This window comes from uncultured Psychroserpens sp. (assembly GCF_947492715.1).
In the GTDB taxonomy this organism is placed as follows: Bacteria; Bacteroidota; Bacteroidia; order Flavobacteriales; family Flavobacteriaceae; genus Psychroserpens.
The window spans coordinates 172,849-193,309 of record NZ_CANLNS010000003.1 but is presented as its reverse complement, the minus strand read 5'-3'; the positions used below and the strand labels follow the sequence as shown (position 1 = coordinate 193,309).

17 protein-coding genes are annotated in these 20,461 nt (G+C 33.9%); 3 read left to right on the top strand and 14 right to left on the bottom strand.

What is annotated here, in order from left to right:
• Positions 1–82: 82 nt before the first annotated feature.
• The 4 genes from Q0787_RS10215 to der all read right to left on the bottom strand — a co-directional run bounded on the left by Q0787_RS10215 (position 83) and on the right by der (position 4,655).
• Positions 83–286: a helix-turn-helix transcriptional regulator gene (locus Q0787_RS10215; RefSeq protein WP_366915888.1), complete on the bottom strand. Its 204-nt coding sequence runs from the start codon at positions 284–286 to the stop codon at positions 83–85.
• Positions 280–756, bottom strand: a complete 477-nt coding sequence (locus Q0787_RS10210; RefSeq protein WP_298902486.1) for a hypothetical protein — start codon at positions 754–756, stop codon at positions 280–282. Before Q0787_RS10210 ends, Q0787_RS10215 begins: the two co-directional genes overlap by 7 nt.
• A gap of 137 nt (positions 757–893) precedes the next feature.
• Positions 894–3,332, bottom strand: a complete 2,439-nt coding sequence (locus tag Q0787_RS10205) for a T9SS type B sorting domain-containing protein (protein WP_298902484.1) — start codon at positions 3,330–3,332, stop codon at positions 894–896.
• Positions 3,333–3,344: 12 nt separating this feature from the next.
• Positions 3,345–4,655 (bottom strand): ribosome biogenesis GTPase Der, encoded by a 1,311-nt coding sequence (gene der / locus Q0787_RS10200; protein WP_298902483.1) that lies wholly within the window; start codon positions 4,653–4,655, stop codon positions 3,345–3,347.
• 150 nt (positions 4,656–4,805) lie between these two features.
• Between der and Q0787_RS10195 the strand changes: the two genes are divergently transcribed.
• Positions 4,806–5,324, top strand: coding sequence for a GTP-binding protein (locus Q0787_RS10195; RefSeq protein ID WP_298902482.1), 519 nt, complete (start codon positions 4,806–4,808; stop codon positions 5,322–5,324).
• A gap of 1 nt (position 5,325) precedes the next feature.
• On the opposite strand, the gene era is transcribed toward Q0787_RS10195, so the two are convergent.
• Complete coding sequence (gene era / locus Q0787_RS10190; protein ID WP_298902481.1) at positions 5,326–6,210, bottom strand: GTPase Era; 885 nt, start codon at positions 6,208–6,210, stop codon at positions 5,326–5,328.
• 140 nt (positions 6,211–6,350) lie between these two features.
• On the opposite strand from era, the gene Q0787_RS10185 reads away from it, so the two are divergent.
• Together Q0787_RS10185 and Q0787_RS10180 are read left to right on the top strand one after the other, a co-directional pair.
• Complete coding sequence (locus tag Q0787_RS10185) at positions 6,351–6,950, top strand: helix-turn-helix transcriptional regulator (RefSeq protein ID WP_298902480.1); 600 nt, start codon at positions 6,351–6,353, stop codon at positions 6,948–6,950.
• A gap of 1 nt (position 6,951) precedes the next feature.
• The gene (locus tag Q0787_RS10180; protein ID WP_298902478.1) at positions 6,952–7,665 is read left to right on the top strand and encodes a type II CAAX endopeptidase family protein; all 714 of its coding nucleotides are present in this window, start codon (positions 6,952–6,954) and stop codon (positions 7,663–7,665) included.
• Here the strand turns inward: Q0787_RS10180 and Q0787_RS10175 are convergent, their stop codons facing one another.
• The 9 genes from Q0787_RS10175 to Q0787_RS10135 all read right to left on the bottom strand — a co-directional run bounded on the left by Q0787_RS10175 (position 7,666) and on the right by Q0787_RS10135 (position 20,455).
• Positions 7,666–8,124, bottom strand: a complete 459-nt coding sequence (locus Q0787_RS10175) for an RNA methyltransferase (RefSeq protein ID WP_298902477.1) — start codon at positions 8,122–8,124, stop codon at positions 7,666–7,668.
• 98 nt (positions 8,125–8,222) lie between these two features.
• Complete coding sequence (locus Q0787_RS10170) at positions 8,223–9,641, bottom strand: TolC family protein (RefSeq protein ID WP_298902476.1); 1,419 nt, start codon at positions 9,639–9,641, stop codon at positions 8,223–8,225.
• 10 nt (positions 9,642–9,651) lie between these two features.
• A complete protein-coding gene (locus tag Q0787_RS10165; protein WP_298902475.1) occupies positions 9,652–10,329 on the bottom strand; it encodes an ABC transporter ATP-binding protein in 678 nt (225 codons plus the stop codon).
• Positions 10,330–10,344: 15 nt separating this feature from the next.
• The gene (locus tag Q0787_RS10160; protein WP_298902474.1) at positions 10,345–11,088 is read right to left on the bottom strand and encodes a DUF2807 domain-containing protein; all 744 of its coding nucleotides are present in this window, start codon (positions 11,086–11,088) and stop codon (positions 10,345–10,347) included.
• A 15-nt stretch (positions 11,089–11,103) separates the two neighbouring features.
• A complete protein-coding gene (locus tag Q0787_RS10155; RefSeq protein ID WP_298902472.1) occupies positions 11,104–13,464 on the bottom strand; it encodes an ABC transporter permease in 2,361 nt (786 codons plus the stop codon).
• A gap of 33 nt (positions 13,465–13,497) precedes the next feature.
• Positions 13,498–15,945, bottom strand: coding sequence for an ABC transporter permease (locus tag Q0787_RS10150; protein ID WP_298902471.1), 2,448 nt, complete (start codon positions 15,943–15,945; stop codon positions 13,498–13,500).
• Between the two features lie 25 nt (positions 15,946–15,970).
• Entirely contained in the window at positions 15,971–18,376 is a 2,406-nt protein-coding gene (locus Q0787_RS10145) for an ABC transporter permease (RefSeq protein ID WP_298902470.1), read from the bottom strand.
• A 124-nt stretch (positions 18,377–18,500) separates the two neighbouring features.
• Positions 18,501–19,178 carry an ABC transporter ATP-binding protein gene (locus Q0787_RS10140; RefSeq protein ID WP_298902468.1) on the bottom strand — a complete coding sequence of 226 codons (678 nt, stop codon included), beginning with the start codon at positions 19,176–19,178 and terminating at the stop codon, positions 18,501–18,503.
• A 26-nt stretch (positions 19,179–19,204) separates the two neighbouring features.
• Positions 19,205–20,455: an efflux RND transporter periplasmic adaptor subunit gene (locus Q0787_RS10135; RefSeq protein ID WP_298902465.1), complete on the bottom strand. Its 1,251-nt coding sequence runs from the start codon at positions 20,453–20,455 to the stop codon at positions 19,205–19,207.
• Positions 20,456–20,461: the final 6 nt, after the last annotated feature.

Genomic DNA, 20,461 nt, shown 5'->3' with positions numbered 1-20,461 from the left:
TAAATGATTTTTTTTATCAATTTCAAAACGAAAATAATATTGTTTTCGTATGAATTTTCTTAATATTATTATAAAATTTAGTTTATTCTCCTTCCTCTAGAAAGAACAATTCTTCTACGGGTAGTTTGAATAGTTTGGCTATTTTAATTGCCAATAAAGCTGAAGGCACATATTTCCCTTTTTCAATAGCATTAATTGATTGTCTACTCACGCCTATTTTTTCGGCCAAGTCTCCTTGAGTCATATCATGTCGAGCCCGTTCTATTTTTATATTGTTCTTCATGATCTATGCTTTAAAAAATTAAATCTAATTATAAAAAACAACAAAGGTGTAAACATATTATAGACCAGTATATTGAAAAATGAAAAATTGTAAACAAAAATGATAGCAAAAATTAATACAATATAGTTTAGAATAATTGCCCATACCAAAGAGTCTTTTCTTAGTTTATAAATAAATTCATCTTCTACTTTTTCCTTTGAGAAGCCAACAAATAAGCCACCAATAATGATCATTAATGCAACAATTTCATCAAAAACACTGTTTTCAATAATTCTAAAGTAATCACCAACAGCACCAGTATTAGAACTACTAAAAAGACCATTTCCTCCGCCTAAAATTGCTAAAACTTTTGTTTCTAGAATATCAGATTCCATTCCTGATACTATTAAATATACGCCCAAAACTAGTCCTGAAACTAATAATCCCCATCCCGGAATTTTATATTTATTTGAAAGTAAATAATTAGATTTCATAATAATTTAATTTAAATATTAGATTTCAAAAGTAAACAAAAATTTACAAAATGTAAACTTTACTTTACTTTTTATCAAAAATAATTGCTATTTAAATTGTAACATGTTAAAAATCAGTATTTTACACAAAGTTAAAATTATCGCTTTAACGTGAAGTGGTTTTTAAACGTTCTGCCATCTTCTAAGGTTGCAGAAAACCAGTAGTCGCTAGCAGGTAGTGGATTCCCCTTAAAAGTACCATCCCATGCATCTATTGGTGAATTTAATGTGTAAAGCAATTTTCCGAAGCGATCAAAAATAAAAACCTTACTATTAGGCTGAAACTGTTCTGAAATTCCCTTGAGTTTCCAGGTATCGTTGTAACCATCATTATTTGGTGTAAAAAATTTAGCATAACCAATTACAGAAACATTCTCTGTTGCAACACCACAATTGTTTTTTATATCTCTAACATAAACCGTATAAATACCTGGAACCACATCTGTAAACGTATTTGAACTTTGATATGGACCGTTAACGCTCGTAATAGAATAGTCGTACTCTCCTTCACCAGAGACCAATATGGTTATCGAATTATTTGCAGATACGTCTTCAACCTCAACGTTATCAATAGTTGCCACGTTAGACGCTATGACATTTATGGTTCTTTCATTTGCACAACCATCAGGCTCAGTCACTACTACCGAGTATGAGCCAATTTCGTTGATTTCAATAGCCATTGTTGTTTCTCCTGTAGACCAATTATAGTAATAGTTATTTGGAATGCCATCTATAATACCACCACTTAATGTTATCGTTTCTGGAAAGTCGTTTAAGCAGTAATACACTTCTTCAATCGTATTAACATTAGGAAGTGGTTTCACTCTTAATAGTACTTCTGAAATCCCATAACACGCTCCTTCATTATTGATTCTGGCATATATTGTTTGCTCATTTTGAATGGTATTGAAATATGCGTTAGGTAAGCCATTAAGTTCTAAAGATGCATCATCATAAGTTTCATAATAACTAACCGTTGCGTTTTGTGGCGCACCAGATAATACTTGATTATTTGCTTCAGACAAATCAAAAAACACAAAACCATCTTCTACCAAATCATCACAAGTTTCTATAAGTGCAGAACTACCATTTGACGACACAATCACTTCTAGAGTTACCTCTGCGATATTGGCACAGCCATTTAGAATATCTATAACTTGCGCATATATAATTTGTGGATTGGAACTATTTGTATAATCACTGCCGTTAATCGCGTTATTCAAGTTAACATCTTCAAAATAATTTATAATCCTGTTGTTAATGATCCCGCCAGTAATTAACTCAAAAGCATTGTCAATATTAAACGATGTAATACCATCTTGAGTACTATCATCACACTGCGTAATTGAAATATTATTTGCATCTGGCACATCTGGTACTGTAACCGTAATTGGCGTTCTTGGCCCTCCTACACAACCATCAAATACAGGTAGTACCCAATACGTTGTAGTAGTTGTTATGAATTCACTAAAAGTAAACCCATCATTTAATAACGTTGTTGAGGATGGTGTTTCATACCAAAGAACAGTATCTGTATTGGCATTAATATTCACGCTAACCTCTCCTTCATTGCATACTACAATGGTATCATCAAAAGTCATTTTTGGTGTTATAATAATAGAACTGGCCGATAAATTCACGACAGGATCTCCTGGCATTCCTCCAAACTCAACAAAAAAACCTCTAGGATAATAGGGATTCCCAGGTCCCGCTGGATCTCCAGCATTAGGTAAGTCATTCCATGATCCTATATTCCCAATACTTGGATCTGTTATATGCGCATAATCTTCATTTCCAAAATTATTTGGCTCACCATTATTCCAAAATGAGTATTCTCCATTAACAGGTTGGCCATTTGCTGTGCCCATCCAAAAAACGGTACCAGCTTCGGGACCAGTTTCCCATCTCCATGTACTTTCAACTCCAACGTCACTAGCACCAATCCACCCTGTTCCTGGACTTTGCTCTCCTGCAAACGTCGATTCTTCTTCAGATGTCAAGGTCGCTAAATATCCTTGTAATCCAAAATAGTCTAAATTCTCGGCGGCATCACGAGCTGCTGTCCATGTTATACCATCGCTAGATACATACAAATAATAATGTCCTGTAGACGGTAAATAATTAGCATCTCCTAAGTTAATCGAAAACGATTTATCTTGAGTGAAATTAGTTTGTGTTGTTTGAAATGTGACATTACTTATCGCATCGATAAATTCGGTAAAACTTGCAGGTCCTTCTAAGGTTAGTTTACCTTCTTGAACTAACCAACTTGATGTAATATTTGGATAGATGCCATTTAAAACTAGAAGATCTTGATTTATGGTATAACCTTCGGAAATTTGAATAAATACATTTTCTAAAGTAGTATCACCAGCATCAGCATCTGTTATACTTACGCTCGTCACAATGTTCATTGGAGCGTTTCCGCAAAACTCTTGGTTTCCTTCTACTGTAATTACTGGAGGGGCATTTTGTGCAAAACCATATTCAGAATAACCGAATATAAGTATCAACACAAAAAACACCTTGGTTCTCATCCTTTTAACAAATTACTTCTTTCTCATATACACACTAACAGGTACACCTTTAAAATCGAAATGTTCTCGTAAATTATTCTCTAGAAAACGCTTATATGGATCTCTAACATATTGCGGTAGGTTACAGAAAAAAGCGAACTGAGGTTGTGGTGTAGGCAATTGCATTATATATTTTATTTTCACAAACTTACCTTTATATGCTGGAGGTGGATAGTTTTCTATAATTGGTAATAAAACCTCATTAAGTTTACTCGTCTTAATTTTCTTAGTTCTATTTTCATACACCTCAACAGCAGTCTCGATAGCCTTAAAGATACGTTGTTTATTCAATACCGAAATAAAAACGATGGGCACATCTGTAAATGGTTCGATTTCCTTTCTAATCACACGTTCAAAATCTCTTGTAGATTGTGTGTTCTTTTCGATAAGGTCCCATTTATTAACTAGTATTACAATACCTTTACGGTTACGTTCTGCTAACCAAAATATATTTTGAACCTGACCATCAAAGCCTCTTGTAGCATCTAAGACTAGTAAACATACATCACAATGTTCAATAGCTCTAACACTTCTCATTACTGAATAAAACTCTAAATCTTCTTTGACTTTTGATTTACGTCTAATCCCAGCGGTATCTACCAAATTAAATTCAAATCCGAAACGGTTGTATTTAGTATCTATAGAATCTCTAGTTGTACCAGCAATATCTGTTACAATGTAACGATCTTCACCTATTAAGGCATTTATAAATGATGATTTTCCTGCGTTAGGTCTTCCTACAACAGCAAACCTAGGTAGTTGATCTTCTTCCTTTTCATCTTCGTCATTTTCGGGCAACGCTTCTACCAGAGCATCAAGTAAGTCACCTGTTCCGCTACCATTTATACTTGCTATGGTATAATATTCACCTAATCCAAGCGCATAAAACTCGACGGCATCTTCCGAACGTTTGTTATTATCTACCTTATTGACAGCTAAAAAAACAGGTTTGTCAACTTTTCTGAGCAATCTCGCCACATCTTCATCCATTCCTGTCACTCCCGTTTCGACATCTACCATAAAAATTATAGCATCGGCTTCTTCAATTGCTAGCTCTACTTGCTTATCAATTTCAGCTTCGAAAACATCATCACTTCCCTTAACATAGCCTCCTGTATCAATTAAAGAAAACTCCTTTCCATTCCAATCACTTTTTCCGTAGTGACGATCTCTGGTTACACCACTAACGGCATCTACGATGGCTTCTCGTCGCTGTATCAAGCGATTAAAAAAAGTAGACTTCCCTACATTTGGTCTTCCTACAATAGCAACTATATTACTCATAACTTTTATATTTTATCTGCATTACATATCCTGTAAGCGGCTGCAAAGATACTAAATAACTACTGAGGTCGTACGAATTTTACGTTAAACCTTAATTATAAGGTCTGTTTGAATAAAAAATAGTAATTTGAAATACTATTTCAATGCAACATGTCTACTACTAACGAAATTGTATTACGACCGCGTTTTAAGTTCCCCCTTAAGGAGGATCATGAAATGCTCTTGAAACTCTTTGAAGATACTAAAACGTCTCAATCGGACTTTATCGTATCTCGAATAGATGACCATGTATTTATTAAAATCCCAAAAGTAAAACAACACTTTTGGTCGCCTCAGTTACATTTAGAAATTAACAAGAATGAAGCTGCTAGTGGCAGTATTATTTATGGTCTCTTTGGACCAAACCCTACTGTTTGGACCATGTTTATGTTCTTTCATTTTGTAGTAGCAGGGTTATTTATTGGATTTGGAATTTGGTCTTATGTAAACTGGTCTCTAGGTAACGACTACGCCATACAACTGTTTGTCACCTTACTTATGATTGTTATATGGTTTGTTTTATATTTTGGTGGCCGATTGGGTAAAAAAACAGGTATGAATCAAATGCACGAATTACATCATTTTATGCGCGATACCCTCAGAAATAAAAATATCCATGCCGAAGTTTAACTTATTTTTGATTGTAACCAAAACGTTTAAGTTGACGTTGATCACTTCTCCAATTTTTGTTCACTTTAACATATAATTCAAGATGAACCTGTTTGCCGAAAAATTGTTCTAAATCCTTTCTAGCTTCAATACCTACACGCTTAAGGGCACTTCCTTTATGACCAATAATTATCCCCTTTTGTGTGTTACGTTCTACCATAATTACAGATCGCATTCTAATGATTTTATCTTCCTCAAAAAACTCTTCTGTATCAATTTCAACAGCATAAGGAATCTCCTTTTTATAGTGCATCAAAATTTTCTCTCTAATGGTTTCATTAACAAAAAAGCGTTCTGGCTTATCTGTTAGCTGATCTTTTGGATAAAAGGCTGGTGAAGCAGGCAATAGCTCAATAATTCTATTAAAAACTTCAGTAACATTAAAACCTTCTAAGGCTGAAATTGGAAAAATTTCGGCATTGGGCACTTTTTCAGACCAGATTTGAACTTGTGCCTCTAACTGCTGTTGATCTGATTTATCTATCTTATTTAAAAGTAGTAATACTGGAATTTTAGAATTGGTAATCTTCTTAAAAAAGGCTTCATCCTTAAGCTCTTTTTCTCCTATTTCAACCATATAAATAAGCACATCTGCATCTTCAAAAGCCGATTTCACAAAATCCATCATTGACTCCTGCAACTCATAAGCTGGTTTTATAATTCCTGGAGTATCACTTAAAATGACTTGAAAATTATCGCCATTTACGATCCCTAAAATACGATGCCTTGTGGTTTGTGCCTTAGATGTAATAATGGATAATTTCTCACCGATAAAAGCATTCATTAAAGTGGACTTTCCAACATTTGGATTACCTATTATGTTTACAAAACCTGCTTTGTGACTCATTCTTTTTAATTTAAATAGGCTACAAAGTTACGACCTTTAATACTTTTTCTATTATATGAGCTTAATTAAGCCTTAAAAAGCAACAAATTAATGCAAGATTTGTCATACAGCCTCCTCCAACATTTCCTTACTTTTGATTTATGGATGCACGAATAGGCAAAGTATTAGACCATATAGAAAGTCATTTATCTTCAAAGCTAGCGCTAAATGACTTAGCTCAGATATCATGCATGTCTCCTAGTTATTTTCATCGTGTTTTCAAAAAAGAAACAGGAAGAACACCCTTTGAATTTATAGAAGAGATTAAAATGCGTAAAGCCTATACCTTACTCCTTTCTGGTACTCATAAAGTTCATGAGTTGACCGAAATTTTTGGTTATAGTGACTATGAAACCTTTACAAGAGCCTTTAAAAAACATTATTTCATTGCTCCAGATGATTTGAAAGCTATTGCCCAAAAAATTAAAACATTACTAAATATTGGACCAGAGGGCTTTATCATTAAAACATTTGAGGTTGATACAATAGAGGACATTAAAGAACATATTGAGGGCTTGGTACATAATCTTAAAGAAGATCTAAAACATAAAGGCTACTCTGATGAAGACATTAAAAAAGCAAAGGTACTATCTATTATGCCTAAGATTAATAGTGTTCCGCAGGATGAGAACACTATAAAAAACAAATTTATAATTGCAGAAGATCAAAAAATTTGGAGAACACTTTTAAATTCTATGTAATATGTCAAGTCTATACTTATATACAATAGCTGCACTAATTGTTGGCATTATATTTCCTGCTTACGCTATTTGGAATGGAAAAAAAGCAAGACAATTACTTATAGAGCAACCCAGCTCAAAAATTCTAGTATTTAGACAAACCGGACTCATTTTAATCTGTCTAACGATTATCGTAATTATACCATTTATCTTAAACGGAAAACGTCTAGATCATATTTGGTTACACTTTTTAAATAAACCTTTATGGATTCTTGGACTCTTCGCTATTTCATTCTTAGCACTGTATATTTTTAAATCTTTACGTCTAACCGAAAAGGCAGCTAAAAAATTTCAAAAAGCCAATAAGGATGTCTCGTTCTTAATGCCTAGCACGAAACCTGAATTAAAAATTACGATTATCATATCGTTTATAGCTGGTATTTGCGAAGAAATTGTATATCGCGGATTTTTATTTTGGTACCTCACTCAATATGTTCCTATTTTGGTCGCAATGTTACTGGCTAATCTTCCTTTTGCATTTGGTCACCTCACAACTACAGGAAAGAAAAATACGTTTGGCGCTTTTATATTAGCTTTTATTTTTTCTGGAGCTTGGTTTTTAACGAAATCACTGTGGTTACCTATTTTGCTCCACATTATTGTAGATCTATATTCAATGATTCTTGCCTATAAATCCAATCAATTATTGAACAACAATTCACAACAGCCTAAATAATTATGAACGCGGTTTGCTAATACCTCTATCGTACATTACGATGCTTCCCGCAACAGAAACATTTAGACTCAATTGGGATTTAAACTTTACCAAAAAATGACTTTTTTCAATAGCTTTGTGAGATAATCCATGATCTTCGGCTCCCAATAGGTAAACACAACGTCGCGGATGATGAAATGTTTCTAAATCTTCTGCTTCTTCAGTTAGTTCAACACCCACAATACGCGCTCCTTTAGGAAGGTTTTTGTAAAACTCGTCAAAATTTTCATAATGAAAATACGGCATAGACTTCACGGCATTATGTGTATCGCTAGATTGCTTGGCATAACGATTTCCGATAGTAAAAATAAAGCTGGCTCCTAAATTTTGTGCAGAACGCCAAAGCACACCTAAATTCTCAGGTGTTTTACCGTTTTGAATCCCTATTCCGAAGAACTCGTTTTCGAAGTTATCTATCATAGCTTCAAAAATAAAAAAACCTTTTTTACTTCTTAAAAAAAGACAAACAGCTTTTTAGGAAAGTGATGTATTCATAACATTGGTTTTGTAGTTTCTTACTAAAAATTTCCGCGGTAATACTCTAAAACTATTGTACGCAATATATACTCATATTTCGTATTTGTAAGATTGAGTTTTGCGTTATCTAAATTGTTTTTACTTGTCACATAGTTTAAGAAATTTGAAACTCCATTTCTAAATCTAATTTCATTAATTCTATACGATTCTTGGAAAGCCTCTACTTGTTTTTGTAAACTTTCATATCGCATATAGCTAGCATTCATATCGAAATGCACTTGTGCAATGGTACTTTTAATATCTAAGTACAACCGATCTAACTCTAAAAGAGATTCTTCTACTCTTATCTTTTCTAAGGCTACGTTATTTTTAGCTCTAAACCCATTAAACAGTGGTATGTTCACTGAAACTCCTATCACTGTACTTAAGTTATTATCATACTGATCTCTAAAGCCTATACGCTGTGCATCAAAGGATGTCTGTTCTGTAAGTACTGGTATGTTTTGATTATTTATTGTTACAAAGTCTCCGGTCTCGACTATCGATGTTCCAGCTTCAGTGAATGTTTGAGCAGCACTTGAATAATTAGTATTTAACCCTCCAAAAACTGATATTTCGGGAGTAAATTGAGATTTTGCAACACTTACACCCTTTCTTGAAGCGTCAATTCTGAGCTGTCTAGCTTTAAATGTCGCTAAATTTTCCAAAGCGTCTGCATATACGTCTTCTACCGACAACCCATAGGGATTAATATCCAAAACCAAATCTTTAGTTTCTACATTAAAAGTATCACCTACATTAAGTAATCTCAATAGGTTCAGCTTGGCATTATTTAAGGCACTTTCTGAAACGATAATACTAGTTTCATCTATCGTTTTTTGGGCTACAATATCTGTATAATCTGCAGGGTTCCCAGATTCGTTTTCATAAAACTCTTGTTGAATTTTCAATTGTTTTTCGGTGGTTTCTAAACGTTGCTTAGCAAGTAAAAGATTATCTTGAGCGTTTAATACTTGAAGATATGCGAGGGTTACTCGTAAGATTATATCTTGTTGAGCTGCCTCGTTTTCCATATCGGCAGCAAGTCTATTTAGCTTATTTTGTTTTGCAGTATTTAGCAAACGAAAGCCATTAAAAATGGTCGCATTTAAATTTAATCCTGCATTAGAGAATGTAAATTCTTGATTTATAAAATCGTTAGTAAATGGATCTATACTCCTTCCATCATTAACACCTAAATTAAAATTTCCATTAACACTTGGTAACAGATTTGCTTTGGATTGCTGGTGATTAAGCTTTTCTGAATTTGCGCGTAAATGGGTTGCTTTCAAATCGAGATTATTATTTAAAGCCAATGCTATACATTCATCTAAAGAATAACTATTTAACGATAGATCTTGCGCATATAATCCCCAGCCCATCAAAAAAAATAGGGCACATATTAGTTGTTTTAGTATCATAATTATTTAGTTATTCTGTGACTATTTTTCCATCGAGAAGATTAACAATTCGAGAACCATAAGAGGCGTTATTTTCAGAATGTGTTGCCTGGATTATGGTTACTCCCTCCTTATTTAATTGAGAAAACAATTCCATGATTTCTTCACTTTGTTTAGAATTTAGATTTCCTGTTGGTTCATCTGCCAAGATCAATTTTGGTTTACTAATTAAGGCGCGTGCAATGCCAACTAATTGTTGTTGCCCACCACTTAATTGAATTGGAAACAAATCTTTTTTACCTACAATATTAAATCGGTCTAACATATCAGCTACTAGTGCTTTTCGTTCAGAAGATTTCACATTTTTATATAATAATGGCGTTTCAATATTTTCAAATACGGTCAATTCATCAATAAGATGGTACGCCTGAAATACAAATCCGATATATTCTTTATAAAGTTTGGATCTATTTTTCTCTTTCATACGGTGTACAGGTTCTCCTAAAAACGTATAACCACCTCCTGTGAAACTATCTAGCATTCCGATACAATTAAGCAAGGTAGATTTTCCTGAACCTGAAGGTCCCATAAGAGAGATAAACTCCCCTTCGGTAACCGTAAGATCTATATGCTCTAAAAGTTTAACGGCCTTACTTCCTGAATTAACCTCGCGAGTTGCCCTGCTTAACTTTAATAATGTATTTGTCATAATTGCTATATCTTATTAGTCTATTTGAGAAATTTCAAAATCTCCAAAACTTATTCCTTTACTTATTGATGCATCTCCTTTGTATTGCAGTTTTGCTTCACCATAAGCCGTAAATTTTATATGCCCAGAGGACTGAATCATAAATTCTGCTTCGCCAAAAGCTTTTAACTTAGAGATCTTATTTTCCACCTGAACTAAGTCTATTTCTCCTTCGCCATATACTGTTATTTTTTGTCTATCGATAACCCCTTTTTTTATAAACAATTTACTTTCACCATACATATCTACATCAAAGTCTGAAAGTTGAACATCATTAAAAACAACCTGCGATTCTCCATAAATATTAAGTTTAAACTTATTGGTATCAATCGTACTTTCGCAAAGTGTCATCTGTTCTCCACGCACTGACAATGATTTTAAACTTTTATAAGTTACTTTAATAGTTAACACTTTGCCTTTGTATATAGGCACTTTTATTTTAACACCGTTTCTTACTACTTTTTCATGCTTAGTCACTTCTTTGGCATCATCTAGATATACTCTTAGTGTCTCGCCTTTTACTTCAATAGTAATTTTATCTTCAGGTTCTGTACTATCTAAAATAGTAACCGATTCGTCATTTCCTTCAACCAAAATGGTTTCAATATGCGGACTAATAATTACTTTATTAAAAGCACTAACATTCTTTTTTGTTTGTCCAAACATAGTCTGACTCATACAGGCCATCATTAGGATTGCGACGTATTTTAAATTTTTCATAATCTTTTAAGTATTTTATTCTGTTTTTAAACTATCGGCTGGGTTAGCTATAGCCGCTTTAATGGCCTGAAAACTCACGGTTAACATTGCTATCAAAACAGCAATAATACCAGCAGCGGCAAAGACCTTCCAATTGATTTCTATACGATATGCATAATCCTGAAGCCAATCTCTCATAAAATACCATGCTATTGGTATTGCGATTACAATTGAAATTACCACAAGTTTCAGAAAGTCCTTTGATAATAATTTTACAATCCCAGACACACTAGCTCCTAATACTTTACGAACACCTATTTCCTTTCTGCGTTGCTCGGCCGTATAAGCCGCTAATCCGAAAAGTCCAAGGCAAGAAATTAGAATAGCCAATATTGCAAATATTTGAGATAACTCACCCACTAACTGTTCATTCTTAAACTTAGCGTCAAAGGACTCATCTACAAACGTATACTCAAAAGGATAAGCTGGATTATGCTTCTTTAATACTGTTTCAATAGTTGATAATGCTTCGGCAATAGGCACGCCATCTTTTGTTTTTATATACATGTAACGTGCATAGTTGTGGTAATTAAAAAATAAAACAGGATCACTAGAACCAAACATATCGCCATATAAATAATCTTTAACCACGCCTATCACTTCCAAAACATCTTCATCTCTGCTTATTGTTTTTCCAATAGCGCTTTCATTTTCGTTACTCATCATCTTCGCTAAAGATTCAGATACTAGAGTATATGTGCTGTCTGCATCTATATTTCTACTAAATCCGCGACCTTCAATAATTTCCATTCCAGTTGTATCAAAAAAGCCTTCAGAAATATTTCTAAACGAAATCAACACATCTTCGGTATCTGTTCCTCCTTTCCACTGAAAACCAGAACCATTGTTACCGCCAGAAAGTAATTGAGAATTACATAAGGCAATGTTATAAACAGAACCTGAACTAATTAAATCTTGCTGAATAACGTCAAATTTATCAATGATATCTCTATTCACTCGCATAGATAATAACTGGTCTTTATCATAACCTAATTCTCTGTTTTTCACATGCTGAATTTGCTGATACACTAGTATGGTTACAATAATAAATACGATTGAAATTGTGAACTGCCCAACAACCAATCCTTTTCGTATTAAAGTTGCAGAACCTTCGGTAACCTTTAACCCTTTTAAGACTTCTACTGGTTTAAAAGATGACAAGTAAAATGCTGGATACAAACCTGCCAGAAGACCACATGCCAGCGCAATACCAAAGAGTCCAAAAACATGCATTGGATTGGACAATCCGAGTTCTAAACTCTTATCGATAATAAGATTAAACTGAGGTAATAAAACAGCTAGTAAAATAACACTAAGAATTGTAGCGATAAATGATAGAATTAAAGCTTCAGAAATAAATTGTGTTATCAATCGGCCTCTACCCGAACCCATTGCCTTTCGTACACCTACTTCGTTAGCACGTTTTTCGCTACGAGCAGTGCTTAGATTCATAAAATTAATACAAGCAATAAGTAAAATTATAAAGGCAATGACTGTAAACAGCCTCACATAAGTAATGCGGCCTCCAACTTTTTTTCCATTTTCAAATTTTGATCTTAAATGCCAATCTTTTATTGTGTGTAAAAACGCATAATCATCGGTACGTTCTTCCTTCGTTTTAATGAGCCCTCTTAGTTGTTTATCGACAGTTTCAAAATCTGCTTCGGGCGTTAATTCTACGAATGTATCAGAAAAATTATTTCCATATTGCGTCATCCACTCTGCACCATCTCTATAGCGCTCAAAAGGAGCGACCCAATCAAAAGGAAATGACACATTTTTTGGTAAATTTTCTACGACGCCAGTTACAAGATAATTATCTCTATTACTAACCCTCACAACTTTACCCAATGCTTTTTCTCCAATACCAAATAGCTGTTCTGCCGTTTCTTGAGTAAGAACTATAGCTTCTGGATTAGTAAAAGCATTTTTTCTACGACCTTCAATAAACTTTAAGCTAAAAATATCTAGGAAATCAGCGTCGGCATAACGTCCTGTTCTATTAATCGAATTATCTCCTACTGCAAACAAGCGAGTTTCTTGGCTAGACCTTGTCGCCTTTAAAACCCCAGGAATATCATTCTTCATATCTTGGGCTAATGGTCCTGGAGAAGAATAAAACGTACGCCACTCTCCTTCATAATTCTGATTTGTAGGTACAATATAAATTTCATCTTGCCTTGCGAAGTCTTCATTAAAATTAAGTTCATCTTCGACCCATAAAAAAATTAAAGACGCACATGTTATTCCAATGGCTAATCCAAAGATATTTAAGAAGCTGTAGCCTTTATTTTTTAATAAAGTTCTAAATGCTATTTTTATATAATTTAAAATCATAATTATTCGTTTTGATACTGATTGATGATTGATTTATTCTGATCTTAGTGAGTTTACTGGATTTGTGTTTGCTGCATGTAAGGTTTTTGCACTAATTACAATAAGTGCAAATAATATCATGGCACTTCCACTAATTAAAAACACCCAAAAACTTATGCCAGTTTTATAAGTAAAATCTTGAAGCCAGCTACTAATGCCATACCAAGCTATTGGAACAGCAACTACAAAAGCGATAGCAACTAAGATTAAAAATTCTTTACACAGTAGTGTGTTAATTTGTAAGAGTGAAGCACCTAAAACCTTTCTTACTCCAATTTCTTTTACACGTCTATTTGTAGTGTAAATTACGAGTCCGAGTAACCCTAGAGAACTAATCAAAATTGATAATCCTGTTGCCCAGTTTAGTAATTTAGACACTTTTTCTTCACGACTATAAAATTGCTGAATGGTTTCATCCATAAAGATTAATTGATAATCATCTACTTCAGTATATACAGTTTTATAGGCATTTTCAATTTTAGTCAATGTACGTTTCAATCCTTCTGAAGATTCATTTTTAAATGAAATATGAAGGGCTTGAAACTGACTAAACCTTGGGCGATACCAATCTCCTATTAAAGCCATTGGCTCTATTCCTGTTTTTAAAGAGCGTTGATGAAAATCGGACATAACTCCAACTACAGGTATATTTTCTCCACTTAAAACGACATTTTTACCAATAGCTTCTTCTGGGCTCTGAAAACCAAGTATTCTGCCAAATGTCTCGTTAATAACTAACTCTCTTACAGTATCATTTCTATGCACACGTCCTGCGAGTAAATTCAATTCAAAAACATCTAAATAATTAGTATCTCCATGTATAAATTGCAACTCAGATGTGACCTCTTTATCACCATCAACATATGACGCATTTGTTGTACTAGTTGAAAATGATGCTGGAGGATTACCGCCTATACTAATGCCCTTTATTTCTGGTATACCTCTTAACTTCTCGGCATAAATTTTTTTCTTAGAGACTTCTCGTTCTCCTCTAGGGCTATATACCGAAACAATGGCGTTGGTCTTGAAACCCATATCTTTGCTAAGTAGAAAATTAATTTGTTTACCTACCAATAATGTTGCGATTATAAACACTTGAGCAATGGTAAACTGAAACACAGTTAAGTACTTTCTTAGTTTCACTTTATTTTCTCCTACTGATAAACGGTTTTGTAAAACAGAGACAGCATTAAACTTCGACAAAACAAGTGCAGGATAAAATCCTGATAAAATTGTAACGATTAGGAGTAAAATAATAATCCCTAGAATAATTATTGGAGATTTAAAAAGTTCAAACTCTAGACCTTCTGGAATAAAATCTGAAAACACACTAATTAACCACTTTGATAGTAAAAGTGATAATATGGCCGATAGAAAAACCAACAAAAATGTTTCTCCCATAAATTGCCCTATAAGTTGTTTTCTAGAGCTTCCTAAAGTTTTTCTAATACCTATTTCTTTTGCGCGTTGGGATGCTTGCGCAGTGTTAAGGTTAATAAAATTAATACAACCCAACACCAATAAAAACAAAGCTACTAAGGCCAAATTAGTTAATAATGATTTACTAGCCTGCCCTTTACTCCAATCGTAGATTCCATAATTTTCGTTAAAATGAATATCACTTAATGGCTGTAACTCAAAGGTTCTTGTGTTGTTATATTTTTTTGCATCTTCACTTCTATGCTCTAAAGTTAGTTCATCAAAACGCTTTTGAATGGTTTCGAAATTAGCAGATTCAGAAACCTTAACGAAAAGCTGAGAGGCCGAATTTGTATTGTTCCAATTTTTATTTAAAACATCTTGCCTTAATCTTGTTTGTAATAGCGTTGGTCGAGATATAAATTCTTCGAAAACGACATCTGTTCGTTGTTTAAAATTTTCAACAATTCCTGTAACTGTTATCTGTAATGAATCATTATAAACTAAAGTTTTTCCAATGACTTCTGCCGGTTTCAATTCGGGAAAATAATCCGCCGCTCGCTTCTCAGTTAAAATTACTGTGTTTGGCTTCGACAAGACCTCTACTTCATCTCCTGCCAAAAAATTGTAATCGAAAATTTCAAAATAATTTTTATCAGTATAAACAACGAAGTTAGGCCATTTGAACTCAGAATTATTGTCTTTGTTTTCAACTATTGCTGGTCTTTCTATATAGAATCCGCTTATGATTTCAAAGTTTAGATCTTCTTTAATAGCATCTTCTAAAGCAAGTGTCACTCCAGAATTATAATCATCTCCATCTGGGCTACCAAAATTTGTTACTACTCTATAAATTCGATCTCCATCGTTATGAAAGTTATCAAAAGTGGTATCATAAAAAATCATCAAACCAATTACAAAAGACGCACTTAAGCCTATGGTAAGACCAATAACATTAATTAGAGAAAACACTTTCTGCTTCATGATGTTTCTCCATGCTATTTTGATATAATTTTTAATCATAACTGCTCTATTTTTTGATTGATGATTATTCTGTACGTAATGATTTCACTGGATTCGCTGTTGCCGCTTTTATAGCTTGAAAACTCACAGTAATTAATGTGATTACTAAGGCACCTATACAGGCGACAGCAAACACATCCCAACCTACAGATGTGCGATAACTAAACTTCTGCAACCATTGTCCCATCACATAATAAGCCAGAGGAGAAGCCACTAAAAGTGATATCACAACTAGTGTTATAAAATCTTTTGAAAGTAATAACCACAATTGACTAATTGATGCCCCTAATACTTTTCTAACTCCTATTTCTTTGGTGCGCTGTTCTGCAACAAAAGATGCTAATCCAAATAGTCCCAAGCAGCTTATAAAAATTGCCAATATGGTAAAGACTTTCGCTAAACTTGCAATGCGCTCTTCTGATCTGAATTTCTTACCATATTCTTGATCTACAAATTGATAGTCAAAAGGTGTATTTGGGAAATTCTTTTTAAAAACGCCTTTAATAATTTCTAAATTTTCACCTGTACTTTTCTCTGGATTTAGCCTAAGGTTGTAAAAGGCTATGTTACCGTATTTTTCAAAAGGATACATGGCTTGTTTTACTGGACTATATGGAGATTGTACTATCATATCTTCAACAACTCCGATAATCTTCAAAGGTGGTTCAGGGTTAGGATCACCAACATCAGAGTCTCTAATTAATGTTCCTATCGGATTAGTTAGGCCCATATAACTTGCAGCTGTTTTATTAATAATCACAGCATTTGAATCGGTTGCAAATTCTCGTGAAAACCCTCTGCCTTCTATAAGTTTTAATCCCAAAGTTTCCACAAAATCATAATTAACAGACGTATGGGCGAGATCTTCTTGAAAGCCTTCAGGTTTCCCTTCCCATGTATAACCACTTCGATTAGACCATACACTTGTTGTTGGACTGCTCAGGGTGGTCATACTAACAGCACCTCCAGAAGCAATAAACTGTGTTCGCATTGTTTCGTGCTTTCCAACAAATTCTGAACTCATTACAGGAATTTGAAGCAAACCCTCTTTATCATATCCTACAGGCCGATCTTTACTAAATTGAATTTGATTCATGACAACGAGCGTTCCAATAATCAATGCTATAGATACCGTAAATTGTGTAACAACAAGTACTTTTCTTGGTAAGGATGAATAGCGTCCAGCTTTAAAAGTTCCTTTTAAGACTGCCACTGGGTTAAAAGAAGATAAGTACAATGCAGGATAACTTCCCGATAAAAAGGCTGTAAGTATTATAAAACCTAAAGAGACCATCCAGAACATAGGGTTAGCCCAAGGAAAAACAATGGCTTTACTCGCTAAATTATTAAACCCATTTAAAAATAAGATAACGATGCCTACGGCAAATACAAATGATAACAATACAATTAGAAATGACTCTGTTAAAAATTGAAATATTAATTGCCCTCGCTGAGATCCTATCGATTTTCTAATACCAACTTCAGTAGCTCTTTTTTCTGAGCGCGCAGTGCTTAAATTGATAAAATTAATACATGCCAGAATTAGAATAAACAAACCTATGACACCAAATAACCACACATTTTCAATACGCCCTCCAGATTGCACTCCATTTTCAAAATCTGCTCTTAAATACCAATCTTTCATAGGAAACAGAAACATTTCCGGATTAAATTCTGCTTCACCAGGATCACCAATCTTTTTCACATCTCTGATCTTATCAGAAACTGCGTCCATCGCTGTATTATTATTAATCTGTACGAAACATTGAAACGAGCTATTTCCCCAAGAGTTTTTCGCTCGTTCTAACCAAGGCTGCGTAGTGATATAATGTTTCCATGGCATGATATACTCCATATCGCTAAACGAATTGTTTTTAGGAATATCTTTATAAACACTCGTAACAACTAAATCGTGTTCATTATTGACCTTCACAATTTTTCCAATGGCAACATCAGATCCAAACAGCGCTTTTGCTGTAGATTCCGAAATCATAAGAGCGTTTTTTTCTTTCAAGCCATCCCTAACACCTTCAATAATTTCCAGGTTTAGCATTTCTGGCGCAGCTTCTTGCATCGCATTTCCAGTGGTATAAATATTAACCTCACCATGCTTAAGATATCTTGATTGCTCCCAAGAGGACATAATGATGTGTTCAAAATTATCATTATGATTTTCACGCAAAGCAAACTCTAGAGGTCTCGGGATTGCTGGCGACGTATCGGTTTCATTATTGTTGGTTTCGTGTTGAAAAACTTGTGCTATAGTTGCCTTATCTTTAAAATAATCATCATAACTAAGCTCATCATAAACCCATAGCCCTATAAGCATTGTTGCCGCCATACCAATAGCTAATCCAGAAATATTAATAAATGAATACACCTTGTTTTTAAGAAGGTTTCTAAACGCTATTTTGAAATAATTTTTTAGCATGATTTCTAAAGATTACTGTTCGTTTTTAATTTGATGAGCTTTAACACTTCAGTATAAATAGTTGATTGATTAAGTCTATACTGAAGTGACAAAAGCCTAATGATTATTTGATTGATGATTGTTTTTAGTTCAAAATGTTCTCTGTTACTTTTTGTCCATCTAACATTCTAATAATCCTATGACTATACTTTGCGTCATGTTCACTATGTGTTACCATTATAATTGTTGTACCGGCTTCATTGAGGTCAATTAATAAATCCATAACCTCATTACCATTTGTACTATCTAAATTTCCTGTAGGCTCATCGGCAAGAATTAATTTTGGTTTATTCACTACAGCCCTTGCCACTGCTACACGTTGCTGTTGACCTCCAGATAATTGTTGAGGAAAGTGATTTCTACGATGCATGATTTGCATTTTTTCTAAAACAGCTTCAACTTGTTTTTTACGATCTGCAGGTTTTACTCCGGTATAAATTAAAGGCAGCTCAACGTTTTCAAAAACGGTAAGTTCATCGATTAGATTAAAACTCTGAAACACAAAACCAATATTATGTTTTCTCAATTCTGAACGCTTTCGTTCATTATAACCTGCAACCTCTTCGCCGTTAAACTTGAAACTTCCGCTATCAGGATCATCTAATAATCCTAAAATGTTTAACAGTGTTGATTTACCACAACCTGAAGGCCCCATTATAGCAACAAACTCACCTTGCTTTACGCCAAATGACAATTTGTTTAAGGCAATGGTTTGAACTTCTTCTGTTCTGTAAAATTTCTCTAAGTCCGTAATTTGTATCATTGTATTTATGTGTTTATTGACTGATTTTATTTTAATATAAGTTCTTCGGTATCACCAAATGAATCGTAGCTAGAGGTAACCACTTTATCTCCTGGGTTTAAACCTTCTACAACTTCATAGTATTCTGTATTTTGACTTCCTAATCGAATGTTTACTTTGTAAGCACTGTTTCCATCTTCGCTCACTTTAAAAATCCAGTTTCCCCCTGTTTTCTGAAAAAAACCACCCTTAGCAACTAACAAGGCTTCTTTCTCTGCACTTAACGCCACTCTAATCTGCAAGTTCTGACCGCGTCTAATGCCTTCAGGAACATCCTTTTCAAATTGCATATCCACTTGAAAACGACCATTAGTGACTTGTGTAAATACTTTTTTAATAATTAAAGTATAAGTCTTACCGTTAAGCACAGCTGTTCCTGTTTGCCCAGTATAAATTCTTGAAATATAATGTTCGTCTATATCTACTCTTACCTTATAACCGCTAAGTACGTCAACCTGTCCTAATCGTGTTCCTTTATTAATCGATTGTCCAATTTCCGCATCTAATGAAGTTAACTGTCCATCAATTGGAGCTTTTACAACTAGATCCCCTACTTTTTTTCTCATCAGTTCTAGAGCACTTTGCGTTCTTGAATATGAACTTCTTGCCTGGCTAACCTCTAATTTTGTAGATATAGAGTCTTCTGACAAAACTTGTTTTGCCAATTTCATACGTTCTTTTTGGTAGTCGAAATTATTCTTTGACGATTCATAATCCATGCGCCCAATAGCCCCTTTATCATATAGACGTTTGTTGAGATCATAAACACGTTTTGCTTCAATTAAGTTATTTTCAACGTCGGTAAATTGATTTTGTCTATTAATTGTATTTTGACGCGCAGCATTTTGAGAAATCTGCATTTGCGTCAACAAATTATATACTGAAGTCTCTTGATTGATGAGGCTCAATTCTAAATCTGTATTAGACAATCTTAGAATAGGTTCTCCCTTCTTTAAAATAGCGCCATCTTCCACAAATTTTTCCTCTACTCTCCCGCCTTCCAAAGCATCCAAATATATTGTTGTGATGGGTAGAACAATTCCGTTAACTGGAATGTTTTCTTGAAACACATCGTTACTAACTGTATTAATTGAAATACGTTCTTTTTCGACATTCAACTTAGAACCTCCTGAAGTTTGCATAATGACATAAGCGATTAACACCAATATGCCTATTACGCCTCCTATGAGTCCGAGTTTTTTTGTTGAGAATTTTTTCTTCTGAATTGGAACGTCCATGTTTTG